We start from the raw sequence: 12935 nt of genomic DNA, 5'->3' as shown, positions 1-12935 counted from the left end.
TTTAGTTTTTTAACCTCATCTCCAAATATTTATTGGTGAAGCCTAATTTCTCGTATAAGAATTTAGCAGGATTTTCTGGTTCCACATGAAGTGCTATGTCACCTTTAGCTGTATTGATAGCTTTTTTCATCAATTCCTTTCCTACACCCTTCCCCCTCTGGTCACTATGAACAGCTATATAAACCAATATGTTTTCTGGAATATAACCAGACATACCTGTTTGATTTACAACTACTGCTCCTTTTATACTTCCTTTTTCTCGAGCTAAAACTACAAATCCTCCTTGATGACCAAATGAACTAAGTGCATAGTCCAAACATTTCATGATGTCGTCCTTGGCATCACCAAATTCATCAAGATGCGTATAAAGAAAATCTGCAATCTCATTTTTCTGTAAAGTTGTTGCTGAGTCTATTGAAGTAAGTGTTTGATATTCCATGTATTAATTATTTTTTAGGATATATTAGAGAGTAAGTTACAAAAATTATTGCTGAAAAACAGATACCAAATACGTTAGGGTCTAATCCTAAAGGTAATTTAAATAAATATTCAGTAAATGGGAGATCAATTATCTGCATTTTATTGATTGATTCAACCACTTGACCAGGTGTCATATTATCTATATTCACTCCTGTAAATTCAACTTTCGACTTTGCTTCATTCATAAATGTTCGTAATTCAGACATTTTTGTTGCAGTACCAAAGGTAATTTTATTGGCTTGCAGCAATGCAGTGGTCAATCCTCCTGCGATCATAGCCGAAAATGCTGCATTCCCATTAGTTTTATTCCAAAAAAGCCCGCCTAGTATAGGAACAAATAAACCAGAAACCATAAAAGCATAACTGTACAGCATTAAACTTAAAACATTTTCCATTGCACTTGCTAATAAAAGTGCTAAAGTACCCACTATCAATGTAACAACTTGGGAAAGCCTAAGTTCTTTCTTATCAGAATCAAATCGATTCGTAAACTTTTTTATGAAGTCTGACACAAAATTTCCTGATGAAGCCATCAGGCAACTATCAGCGGTAGAAAGTATTGCAGAAAAATAAGCTGACATCATTAAACCGAGTAAACCCACTGGCAGAACAGTAGCTAGCATCATAGGTAAACCCTTTTCTGGATCAGCTTGTGCAATATTTTCAGGACCAAAGCCAGCAAACATACCTTGATCAGCAGCAACTCTAGCTATCAACCCAAGGGCTACTCCCATGAAAGCCATAATTGGCCACTCGAAGATCCCGGCAATATACCAGGCCTTTTTAGCTGTTTTTACATCTTTGCTGGCATATATTCTCTGATATAGCGTCATGCCAACAAACCAAATTGGAATTATGGTTACTACCCAATAAACCACATCCTGCCAGCTGATGTTAGTCATAGAAAGCATTTCCGGGTCTAAGGTTGCTTTTATCGCTGACCAGCCACCTACAGCATTATATGACAATGGAATACCTATAAATATAAGACCACTCAGTAAAATTATCCACTGGATGGTATCTGTGTATATAACTGCTTTTATTCCGCCCATTACAGTATAAACTACTGCAATCACCCCCATTATAATCAATGCCTGATTTAAACCCAGATCAGGGAAGGTTCCTGAGGCCAATTTGGCTCCTGCCAATATTTGTGAACTTGTAAAACCTAAATATCCTATTGCTGAAATCAAAGCAGCTAACAATGCTGTTTTCTTATCGAAAAAATAAGCAAAAAGCTGTGGCATGGTATGAAACTTATCGAATGCTTTATTTCCTCTAACCACCGGAATAAGAAAAACAGCGGCAAGCCATGCACCAAGAAGCCCAGTAAAAAGCATCCATGAGCCTGAAATCCCGATGGTAAACCCCAGCCCACCTAAGCCAATTGAAAAACCTCCTCCTACATCCGTGGCTACAACACTTAATCCAATGTGCCAACTGGTCATTTTCCTCCCTCCTACATAGTAATCATCCATCCCTTTATTGGATCTCAAGAAGTAATAGCCAACTCCTAGAACACCAAGCATGTAAGCAACAAAAATTGAAATATCTATTATGTGCATGTATGGAAAATGAGATATAAATGAATAAATCTTAAACTACAAAAAAAATAACACTTGTTGAAATTTGAAGTCCGCTTGAGTTATGGAAAACATAAAGATACCAAACAAAAAAAGGGCCGAAGCCCTTTTTACTATATGTATTAATTCTTGAGTTAGTCTTGGGAACCAATTTTAGCTCCTAGATATTCTCTATTCATTCTTGCTATATTGGATAAATCAATCCCTTTTGGACATTCAGCTGAACAAGCACCTGTGTTAGTACAAGCTCCAAATCCTTCTTCGTCCATCTGCGCCACCATTTTTTGTGCTCTTTCAGCGCTCTCTACCTTTCCCTGAGGCAACATTGATAATTGCGAAACTTTGGCACTTACAAAAAGCATAGCCGAGGCATTTTTACATGCTGCAACACAAGCTCCGCAACCAATACAGGTAGCTGCATCAAATGCTTCATCTGCAACTGATTTAGGAATAGGAATTTCGTTTGCATCTGGCGTTCCGCCTGTGTTTACACTAACATATCCACCCGCTTGAATCACTCTATCAAATGCACTTCTATCAACTGCTAAATCTTTCACTATAGGAAAAGCCTTCGCTCTCCATGGCTCAATAGTAATAGTTTCTCCATCTTGGAAGCTTCTCATATGTAATTGACAAGTCGTTACACCTCTTAAAGGACCATGCGGCTCGCCATTAATATACATACTACACATTCCACAGATTCCTTCACGGCAATCATGATCGAAATGTACAGGATCTTCATCCTTATCAATTAATTGTTCGTTCAAAACATCAATCATTTCCAAGAATGACATATCTGATGACACACCATCCAATTCGTATGTTTTAAATGCTCCTTTATCTTGATTATTTTTCTGTCTCCAGATTTTCAAATTGAATTTCATAATTAAAATATTTTTGGTGACTAAAGCTTATTTATAGCTTCTTTGCGTCAGTTTCACATTTTCAAATATCAATTGCTCTTTATGAAGCTTTTCTGGTTGTTCAGGACCAGTATATTCCCAAGCGGCTACATAAGCAAAATCTTCATCATTTCTTTTTGCTTCACCTTCTGGTGTTTGGTGCTCCTCTCGGAAGTGACCTCCACAAGATTCTTCTCTATGTAAAGCATCATCTATCATCAATTCACCTTGCTCTAAGAAATCAGCAACTCTTGAAGCTTTTTCCAAAGAACTATTGAATTCTTCATTACTACCAAGAACTTTTACATTCTTCCAGAAATCAGCTCTTAGTTCTTTCACCATTTCTTTGGCTTTTTTCAAACCTTCAGCAGTTCTGGACATGCCGCAATAATCCCACATGATTTTTCCTAACTCCTTGTGGTATTGGTCAACAGATTTGCTTCCTTTAATAGAAAGGAGTTTATCGATACTATCCTTCACTGCTTTCTCTGCTTCTTTGAAAGCTTCGTGATCAGTCCCGATTTTTTCGTATTTCTCTCCGGCTAAATAGTTTCCTATTGTATATGGAAGTACAAAGTATCCATCAGCCAAACCTTGCATCAATGCACTTGCTCCCAATCTGTTTGCTCCGTGATCTGAAAAGTTTGATTCTCCAGTAGCATACAATCCGTCAACATTAGTTTTTAAATTATAATCAACCCAAAGACCACCCATAGTGTAGTGGACAGCAGGATAAATCATCATAGGCTCCTTATATGGATTACTACCGGTTATTTGTCTATACATATCAAACAAATTGCCATATTTCCCAGCAATTGTATCTTCTCCATCTCTATTGATAGCATCTCTAAAATCAAGATATACTGCTTTCCCAGATGAGTTTACTCCTCTACCTTCGTCACAAACATATTTAGCGTTTCTTGAAGCCACATCACGAGGAACTAGGTTACCAAATGCTGGATATTTAGTTTCTAAATAATAATCTCTCTCATCCTCGCTTAAGTCATTCGGATGAATTTCTTTATTCCTGATTTTCTCCGCTAATTCTTTTGTTTTAGGCACCCATACTCGACCATCATTTCTTAATGATTCTGACATCAATGTCAGTTTAGATTGGTGATCACCACTTACAGGAATGCAAGTTGGGTGAATTTGAGTATAGCAAGGATTCGCCATCAAAGCACCTTTTTTATGTGCTCTCCAAGCAGCCGTAACGTTTGAACCCATTGCGTTGGTAGAAAGATAGAATACGTTTCCATATCCACCTGATGCTAAAACGACTGCATGTGCACTGTGAGATTCAATCTTCCCAGTTACCAAGTTACGAGTTACTATACCTCTGGCTTTTCCATCTACCATTACTAAATCTAGCATTTCAGTTCTTGGAAAAAGCTCTACTTTACCATTCGAGACTTGACGGCTCAAGGCACTGTAAGCACCTAATAGTAATTGCTGTCCAGTTTGACCACGAGCATAAAATGTTCTGGAAACTTGCGCTCCACCAAAAGAACGATTGGCTAATAAACCACCATATTCTCTTGCAAAAGGAACACCTTGTGCCACACATTGGTCAATGATGTTAACACTTACTTGGGCTAATCTGTAAACGTTAGCTTCTCTTGAGCGATAATCACCACCTTTAATAGTGTCATAAAACAAACGGAAAACACTGTCACCGTCATTCTGATAGTTTTTAGCAGCATTAATACCACCCTGTGCAGCAATAGAGTGAGCTCTTCTAGGGCTATCTTGAAAACAAAATGCTTTTACATTGTATCCAAGCTCAGCTAATGAAGCAGATGCGGAAGCTCCAGCTAAACCTGTCCCTACCACAATTACATCATATTTCCGTTTGTTCGCCGGATTCACCAGCTTCACATTAAATTTATGATTTGTCCATTTCTCTGCTAATGGACCTTCAGGTATTTTTGATTCTAAATTCATAGTACAGTAATTATCCTTAACTATTGAAAAACATGATTAATGGAATACTAGCAAATGCAGCCGGTATAAGGATTGCATATACGATTCCCAATTTTTTAATGAATGGTGTATATTTTTTATGATTGACTCCCAATGTCTGAAAAGCACTTGAGAACCCATGTGATAGGTGAAATGCTAATCCCACCATACATACTACATAAATTGCAACATACCACCACTGACTAAATGCAGCACTAACAACTTTATAAAGGTCTTTGTTTCCAGCACTATCCATTGGAATAGAACCCCAATGCATTTCGTACCAAAAACTCCTCATGTGAATCACCAAGAAAACGAAGATAATAAATCCTAAAATGCCCATATTTCTTGAAGAAAAAGAACTATTAGCAGATCCCTTTACTTTATCATATCCAACAGGTCTTGCTTTTTTGTTCTTTTGTGCCAAGGCAATGGACATAACGATATGGATTAATATGAAAGCATACAGTCCATAAGAAGTAAACTTAATAAGTGGGTTGGAGGTCATAAATTTTGCATACTCATTAAATGCTACTCCTCCATCACCAGCCAATAGCTGAAAATTTCCTGCTAGATGGACAACCAAAAAAATGATTAAAAACAAACCGGTAAGTGACATCACCAATTTCCTACCGATTGTACTCGTTAAAGTGTCAGAAAGCCAACTCATATATTTTATTTTAATTTTTAGAAGTTAATAATAAAATGTTCGTCTCAAAGTTACATTTGGAACATTTAGAAAACAATTGTGTTTTCTATTTTAAACAATTCTAAATAATATAGTTAATTATAGTATTTTCGTTTAACTTTTCATGAATCATGATTGTTTTAATGAAAAAAGAACATATTTTCATAATTTAACGTTTTAAGTTTCTCAATAAAGGCAACCTGTGAAAAAAGTACTCCTCATCGTATCATTAATTATCTTCGGTTTTTCGGAATCATATGGAACTCATATAAGAGCTGGGGAAATTACCGCAAGAAGATTAGGTTGCAGTGGTCTAACTTATGAGTTTACCCTTACCGCTTACAGAGATACTGGTTCCGATATTCTATTTGGAAATGGAGAATTCGACTTTGGAGATGGCGAAGTTATTATGCTAAACCCTGATGGTTTTAACCGAAAGGAAATCATAGATGATGAAATCGAATTAGTAGAATTTAAGATTCAGCATACTTACTCATCTAATGGAGACTATACTGTTTCATATGTAGAGGATTTTAGAAATGTGGGGATCATAAATATGAGTAATTCTGGTTCTGTTTCTTTTTATGTAGAAACAATAATTCGAATAGATCCTTTTTTTGGCTGTAATAGTACTCCAGTCTTTCTAATCCCTCCTGTTGACAAAGGGGCTGTAGGAGTGCTTTTCTACCATAATCCAGGTGCATTTGACATCAATGGCGATAGTATTGCTTTCAAAATGGTCACCCCTCAAAGTAGAGCAGGAGTTGATGTACCCAATTTCAGGTCTCCTGAGGTGGCTGCTGGCGGACAAAACAGTCAGCAAACCGGTCCTGCAACATTAACATTAGATGCAATTTTAGGCGATTTAATTTGGGATGCTCCAGGAATGAAGGGGGAATTTAACATTGCATTTATTGCAGAAGAGTGGAGAAAAATTTCTGGTAAATGGGAGTTTTTGGGTAGCGTGACGCGTGATATGCAAATTATAGTTGATGAAACTGAAAATGATCCACCTGAAATTCAAGTTCCATTGGACACTTGCATTGAGGCGGGTACTTTGTTGGAAGCTACAATAGTGGCAACAGATCCAAACCCTGAATCTTCTGTGAAAATTGAAGGCTTTGGAGGCCCATTTGTGCTAGACCCCCCAGCTATTCTTTCTCCTGATCCAGCAGTTTACGAAGAGTCGCCTACTAATGCTGCCTTTTCTTGGCAAACTGATTGTACACACATTAGAGAAGACCCATACTTAGTGCGATTTAAAGCAACAGACAATGGTCCTGGCTTAAGGTTGACTGCATTTGAAACATGGAGTATCACTATAGTGCCCCCATCTCCTAAAAACGTTGTTGCTGAAAGTAAGCCTCAGCGATCAATTGAAATCAGCTGGGATGAATATGACTGTGGTGATGCCGAAGTCATTCAAGTATATAGAAGGGTAGATAATTATGATTTTGAGCCCGAGAACTGTGAAATTGGAATACCAGAAAATGGAGGCTATGAATTAATAGGAGCTGTTCCTGTTGGACAAAATACATTTCTAGATAATAATGCAGGACGCGGATTAGATTTTGGTGCTACATTTTGCTATCGATTGGTAGCAGTCTTTGAATTGCCTAAAGGCGGTGTCAGCTATGCTTCAGAGGAAGTGTGCCAGCAGATTAATGCTACAGGACCTGTAATTACAAATGTTACTATTGATGAAACAGATGCTGAAAATGGAGAAATTACTATAAGTTGGTTGCCACCATTCGAAATCGATATACTTCAATATCCGCCACCTTACAAGTATAGAATTTTGAGAAGCTCTGGTAGTGATTTTGAAGAAGTGGGCATGGTATCAGACGATACTACTTTTACAGATTCAGGGGTGAATACCTTAGAAAATATTTATAATTATCAATTAGAATTATACTTGGCAAATGATCCTGTTTCAGAAGATAATCTAATCGAAATATCAGCCCAAGCAGCCACGGTAAGGCTTTCTTCTGTAGGCTTATTCGAATCCATAGAATTAAACTGGTCAGCTGAAGTTCCTTGGTCAAATACCAATCAAGACTACCCTTATCATTACATTTATAGAAATAAAGTAAATGAAAATCTGGACCAATTAGTACTGATAGATTCAGTTGATGTAAGACAACAAGGATTTCAATATGTAGATAGTGGTCAGTTCAACAATGAAAACTTATCGAACTTGGAGGAGTATTGTTACTATGTAACTACGTCTGGAGGATATGGAAATGAAGATATTTTTGAGCCTTTACTAAACGACTCTCAAATTCTTTGTGCTCGCCCAGATGATCAAATTGATCCATGTCCTCCATTTGATGTGGGTTTTCAATTAGACTCCCCTGATAAATGCCTTGAATTTTTAGCGGATAAAAATTGTGAGTTCGATCAATTCCAAAATGAGCTTTACTGGGAATCTAATTTAGCAGATAGCTGCGATAGTGAAATCAATTATTATGAAGTATTCTTTAAGAATGAATTAGAGAGTGACTTTGAATTAATTGGCACCACCCGTGACACTTTCTTTATTCATGATAATTTACCTGAATTTGCAGGCTGCTATGCCATTAGAGCTGTTGATCAGTCTGAAAACCGAAGTGAATTTTCAGAAACTTTTTGCAAAGAGAATTGTCCGAACATAGCATTCCCAAATGTTTTTACACCAAATGATGATGGCCGAAATGATTTCTTTACTCCTTTCTATCAGAGGGCTAGTGAAGCTGGGTCAATCCCATTTGATAAATGCCCTAGATTCTTAGAAAAAATTGATTTCAAAGTATTCAATAGATACGGAAGACAAGTATATGCTTACGAAAGCGGAGGCGAGAATGGGCTCTATATTAATTGGGACGGCACCAATTTCAACGGAGAACCACTTCCTTATGCCATTTATTACTACGAAGCTGTTGTTACCTTTGATATGTTAAGGCCTGAAAATAAGCAAAAAAGGTATAAAGGATATGTTCAAATTATAAGGTAATTGGAAGATCAAAAACCTATTATATTTTTCGATGGATTATGTAATTTATGCAATGGTGCAATCAACTTTATAATTGACAGAGACAAAAAAAGTTATTTCAAATTTGCTCCCTTGCAATCGTCAATAGCAGACAGCCATATTCCTAAATCAATTTCTCAAAATACCGACAGCATCATTTTATTAGAATCTGGTAAATTATACTCCAAAAGCAGTGCCGCATTAAGAATCGCTCGAAATCTGGATGGAGCCTGGAAAGTATTTTATGTCTTTATTGTCATACCAAAATTCATTAGAGATTTTATCTATGAACTTATAGCCAAAAACCGCTATAAATGGTTTGGTAAAAGAGATAAATGCAGAATGCCCACTGAAGATATAAAGAATAGATTCTTGGAAATGGATTAATCCGTTTAATAAAAAAGTTGAGTTTAAGTTTGAGCTCAGCTCTCTAAAAATAGTTCGATTCAGTTTCCAATGTACTTTGAGGAGGTAATTATTTGCTCAAACTTTGGAAAAGTTTATAACTTGCCACAAAATTTACGTTTTGAAGATAAATAATTAAACAATTTTTATGAAATGAGTATAAATCTTAAGAATCCAACTGGATAACCCAGGATTTCTTTGTTGCGTCTGGCAGAAAAAAGATTTGTTGCGAATTTCATAGTTTAACTTAAAAACAACTATACACATGAAAGCTTATGTATTTCCGGGACAAGGTGCCCAATACCCAGGAATGGGAAAAGAATTATATGAAAATAATGGGGAAGCCAAAAAGCTGTTTGATCAAGCTAATGAAATATTAGGTTTCGAAATCACTAAAATAATGTTTGAAGGCACTGCTGATGAACTAAAGGAGACCAGAGTAACACAGCCAGCAGTCTTTTTACATTCTGTTATTAACGCTATAGTCCACCCTGATTTCAAACCTGAAATGGTTGCCGGACACTCTTTGGGAGAGTTCTCAGCTTTAGTGGCCAATGGTACTTTATCATTTGAAGATGGCCTAAAATTAGTTTATAAAAGAGCTCTGGCTATGCAAAAAGCTTGCGAAATAAATCCTTCGACTATGGCTGCAGTTTTAGGTTTGGATGATGAAGTGGTAGAGAAAATATGTGCTGAAATTGAGGAAGAAGTTGTAGTTCCTGCTAATTATAATTGTCCAGGGCAATTGGTAATCTCAGGATCCAACAAAGGTATTGAAATTGCATGTGAAAAAATGAAAGAAGCTGGAGCTAAAAGAGCTCTTCCGCTGCCCGTTGGTGGAGCATTTCATTCTCCATTAATGGAACCGGCTAGAGAAGAACTAGCACAAGCGATAAAAGAGACTAAATTTAATAAGCCCAAATGCCCAGTATATCAAAATGTAAATGCTCAGGGCTCTATAGACATTGAAGCTATCAAAGAAAACTTGATAGCACAATTAACAGCACCCGTAAAATGGACACAATCTGTTCACCAAATGGTTCAGGATGGAGCTTCTATCTTTATTGAAAGTGGCCCTGGAAAGGTGTTACAAGGGCTAGTTAAAAAGATTAATAGAGAATCCGAAGTAGCACAATTATCGTAAATTTGTTAAAATAACGATTGTTGAATGATGGTTTATTATTAAAAAAGCCTGAACTTCAATTGACTATTGAAAACAAAAGAGATGCAGAAGCCGAAAATCCCAGATAATGAAAATGAGAGATTAAAGGAACTCCGCAGGTTAAATATACTAGATTCTGAACAAGAAAAGGATTTTGACGAATTAGTAGAGCTTGCCTCTATTATCTGCGGAGTGCCGATTTCTTTAGTAACTTTAGTTGATGCTGACAGGCAATGGTTTAAATCCAAAAAAGGTGTTTCAGTGGATTCTACTCATAGAGATGTTTCATTCTGCGGCCATGCCATTCATGGAGATGATATTTTCATAATAGAAAACGCAGTAGCCGATGAGAGATTTTATGATAATCCATTAGTAGTTGATGATCCTAGCATTAGATTCTATGCAGGTATGCCTATTAAGTCAGAGAATGGATTTAACCTTGGTACTTTGTGTGTTATTGATTCAGAGCCAAAAAGTCTAGATGAAACACAAATTAGGGCCTTGAGAATTTTGGGAGGGCAAGCTTCGAAATTAATTGAATTGAGAGATAAAAAACTTAGATTAGAATCCACTAATGAAAAATTACAATCACTGAATGAGCTTAATAGCCAAATTACTAGTATCATTTCGCATGATTTAAAGGGCCCAATAAAAAGCATGCGTGCCTATCTTAATTCCAAATATATAGATGCAAATAGGCCAGAAGACTTGGCTCAGTTATTTCCTTTAGTAAAAAACAATCTAAATAGCTTAGATGAGTTAGTTGAGAATTTATTGGAATGGTCAAGAAGTACCAACGATGTAAATTTCGTTGAGATAAATATTAAAGATGTAGTTTTAGAAATTTGCAGTTTATTTGAGGGGAATGCCTTAGATAAAGATATTGAATTGAAATGTGGTATTGGTGATGATCTTAAAGTGGTTGCGGATCTATCCATGATCAGGTTTGTATTACGTAATCTAATTAATAATGCCATTAAATTCACGGAAAATGGTTTGGTTAAAGTGGATATAGAGGAGACTGACAATAAGAAAGCTGTCATTAAAGTGATTGATACTGGGGTAGGAATACCAAATGATTTATTAAAGAGGCTGAAATTAAAGGATAAGAAAATATCAACGAAAGGAACTAGGAACGAAAAAGGTACTGGTTTAGGATTACAACTTGTCAGAGAGTTTTTATCAATCCACAAAACTGACTTAAATATTGAATCAGAGGAAAATAAAGGAAGTACGTTCTCTTTTGTACTTCCTTTAGCTTTGGGGCATTAGACCTTAATATCCCAATATCTTCAACATACTTTCACTGGTTTGCTCTTCAGCAAAAAGCTTAGTTGTTATATTTCCCTCTTCATCCTTATCTACCAAAACATGCTTTGGTGCTGGAATCAAACAATGCTGAATTCCACCATAGCCCCCTAATGATTCTTGATAAGCCCCAGTATGGAAAAAGCCTACATATTGCTGTTCATTTCTCTCCACCTTAGGTAAGAATACCTCGAAGGAATGAGCTTCCGAATTATAATAATCCATAGAATCGCAGGTCAAACCTCCCATTTTCACTTTATGAAATGGCTCGTTCCAGTTATTAATTGCCATCAAAATAAATTTCTGGTTTAAACCCCAAACATCTGGTAAATGCGTAATAAATGATCCATCTATCATATACCAAAGCTCTTTGTCATTTTGAAGCTTCTGATCAAGTATAGAATAAATAGTGGCACCGCTCTCCCCTACCGTGTAACTCCCAAATTCTGTCATGATGTGAGGAGTTTCCACATTATTCTTCTCACAAATCCATTGAATATTCTCCACAATCTGATCGACCATATATTGGTAATCATATTCAAAGCCCAGAGAAGTTTTGATTGGAAAACCTCCTCCAATATCGATAGTATCTAATTCTGGAGCTATTTTTTTCAGCTCGCAATACTTATCAATAAATCGGCCTAATTCACTCCAATAGTAAGCCGTGTCCTTTATCCCAGTATTAATGAAAAAATGGAGCATTTTAAGCTTAGCCTTTTCACTTTTTGCAATTTTATTTTGATATAAATCAATCACATCATTGTAGCGAATCCCCAATCGGCTGGTATAAAACTCAAAAGTAGGCTCTTCATCTGAAGCTATCCTAATTCCTACTTTATAAGGATTTTTAGCTTCGGCCTCATAGCTGTCAATCTCGTTCAAATCATCCAAAACAGGCACCACATTTTCGAAACCATCGTTGATCAACTCATTGATGTACTGTCTATATAGTGGTCTTTTAAAACCATTGCAGACCACATAATGTTGCTTGGTCAACAATCCCTTCTCATGCAATTTCTTTACAATCGGAATATCAAAAGAGGATGAAGTTTCCATATGGACGCCCGCTTTCAGGGCTTCTTCCATTACAAAAGAGAAATGCGAAGATTTTGTGCAATAACAATAAGTATATTCTCCTTTGTAATTTAATTTCTTAAATGCATTTGCAAAATACTCTCTTGCTTGATTTATATTTTGACTAATCTTAGGTAGGTAGGTCAGTTTTAGAGGAGTGCCATATTTTTCAATAATATCCATTAAAGGGACATCATGGAATTTTAAGGCATTATCCTCAACGTTAAATTCTTTTTGAGGCCAATAAAAGGTTTGTTCTATTAAATCTATGTAACTCTTCATTCAACTAAAGTTTAGTACGGTGTTGAAATGCAATATTGAATTATATTTGCAATCTTTGCAAAACTAAAATTTTAACACT

General features: G+C 36.2%; 10 protein-coding genes. 4 read left to right on the top strand and 6 right to left on the bottom strand.

Features of this window, described 5'->3' with window-relative positions:
* Nucleotide 1: 1 nt before the first annotated feature.
* From FTRAC_RS16260 to FTRAC_RS16240, 5 genes are all read right to left on the bottom strand, one after another.
* Nucleotides 2-439, bottom strand: coding sequence for a GNAT family N-acetyltransferase (locus tag FTRAC_RS16260; protein WP_013455369.1), 438 nt, complete (start codon nucleotides 437-439; stop codon nucleotides 2-4).
* A 7-nt stretch (nucleotides 440-446) separates the two neighbouring features.
* Nucleotides 447-2045 (bottom strand): sodium:solute symporter family protein, encoded by a 1599-nt coding sequence (locus tag FTRAC_RS16255; RefSeq protein WP_013455368.1) that lies wholly within the window; start codon nucleotides 2043-2045, stop codon nucleotides 447-449.
* A 152-nt stretch (nucleotides 2046-2197) separates the two neighbouring features.
* Entirely contained in the window at nucleotides 2198-2947 is a 750-nt protein-coding gene (locus tag FTRAC_RS16250) for a succinate dehydrogenase/fumarate reductase iron-sulfur subunit (protein ID WP_013455367.1), read from the bottom strand.
* 27 nt (nucleotides 2948-2974) lie between these two features.
* Nucleotides 2975-4909: a fumarate reductase/succinate dehydrogenase flavoprotein subunit gene (locus FTRAC_RS16245; protein WP_013455366.1), complete on the bottom strand. Its 1935-nt coding sequence runs from the start codon at nucleotides 4907-4909 to the stop codon at nucleotides 2975-2977.
* A gap of 16 nt (nucleotides 4910-4925) precedes the next feature.
* Nucleotides 4926-5597 (bottom strand): succinate dehydrogenase cytochrome b subunit, encoded by a 672-nt coding sequence (locus FTRAC_RS16240; protein ID WP_013455365.1) that lies wholly within the window; start codon nucleotides 5595-5597, stop codon nucleotides 4926-4928.
* Between the two features lie 220 nt (nucleotides 5598-5817).
* On the opposite strand from FTRAC_RS16240, the gene FTRAC_RS16235 reads away from it, so the two are divergent.
* The 4 genes from FTRAC_RS16235 (at nucleotide 5818) to FTRAC_RS16220 (ending at nucleotide 11464) form a co-directional block, all read left to right on the top strand.
* On the top strand, nucleotides 5818-8607 hold the full coding sequence (locus FTRAC_RS16235; RefSeq protein ID WP_013455364.1) for a T9SS type B sorting domain-containing protein: 2790 nt from the start codon (nucleotides 5818-5820) through the stop codon (nucleotides 8605-8607).
* Nucleotides 8608-9012 (top strand): thiol-disulfide oxidoreductase DCC family protein, encoded by a 405-nt coding sequence (locus FTRAC_RS16230; RefSeq protein ID WP_013455363.1) that lies wholly within the window; start codon nucleotides 8608-8610, stop codon nucleotides 9010-9012.
* 283 nt (nucleotides 9013-9295) lie between these two features.
* Complete coding sequence (fabD, locus tag FTRAC_RS16225) at nucleotides 9296-10174, top strand: ACP S-malonyltransferase (RefSeq protein WP_013455362.1); 879 nt, start codon at nucleotides 9296-9298, stop codon at nucleotides 10172-10174.
* Between the two features lie 81 nt (nucleotides 10175-10255).
* Nucleotides 10256-11464, top strand: a complete 1209-nt coding sequence (locus FTRAC_RS16220) for a GAF domain-containing sensor histidine kinase (protein ID WP_013455361.1) — start codon at nucleotides 10256-10258, stop codon at nucleotides 11462-11464.
* A gap of 3 nt (nucleotides 11465-11467) precedes the next feature.
* On the opposite strand, the gene FTRAC_RS16215 is transcribed toward FTRAC_RS16220, so the two are convergent.
* Nucleotides 11468-12856, bottom strand: coding sequence for a type III PLP-dependent enzyme domain-containing protein (locus FTRAC_RS16215; RefSeq protein ID WP_013455360.1), 1389 nt, complete (start codon nucleotides 12854-12856; stop codon nucleotides 11468-11470).
* Nucleotides 12857-12935: the final 79 nt, after the last annotated feature.

The sequence above is a fragment of the Marivirga tractuosa DSM 4126 genome, assembly GCF_000183425.1.
Taxonomy (GTDB): Bacteria; Bacteroidota; Bacteroidia; order Cytophagales; family Cyclobacteriaceae; genus Marivirga; species Marivirga tractuosa.
This window is presented reverse-complemented; position numbering and strand designations above follow the sequence as displayed.

Bases quoted from the DNA above. Each gene is read 5' to 3' on its own strand.
- FTRAC_RS16255 (WP_013455368.1), bottom strand. From the start codon at position 2,045: ATGCACATAATAGATATTTCAATTTTTGTTGCTTACATGCTTGGTGTT.
- fabD (WP_013455362.1), top strand. From the start codon at position 9,296: ATGAAAGCTTATGTATTTCCGGGACAAGGTGCCCAATACCCAGGAATG.
- FTRAC_RS16250 (WP_013455367.1), bottom strand. From the start codon at position 2,947: ATGAAATTCAATTTGAAAATCTGGAGACAGAAAAATAATCAAGATAAA.
- FTRAC_RS16245 (WP_013455366.1), bottom strand. From the start codon at position 4,909: ATGAATTTAGAATCAAAAATACCTGAAGGTCCATTAGCAGAGAAATGG.
- FTRAC_RS16220 (WP_013455361.1), top strand. From the start codon at position 10,256: ATGCAGAAGCCGAAAATCCCAGATAATGAAAATGAGAGATTAAAGGAA.
- FTRAC_RS16240 (WP_013455365.1), bottom strand. From the start codon at position 5,597: ATGAGTTGGCTTTCTGACACTTTAACGAGTACAATCGGTAGGAAATTG.
- FTRAC_RS16215 (WP_013455360.1), bottom strand. From the start codon at position 12,856: ATGAAGAGTTACATAGATTTAATAGAACAAACCTTTTATTGGCCTCAA.
- FTRAC_RS16260 (WP_013455369.1), bottom strand. From the start codon at position 439: ATGGAATATCAAACACTTACTTCAATAGACTCAGCAACAACTTTACAG.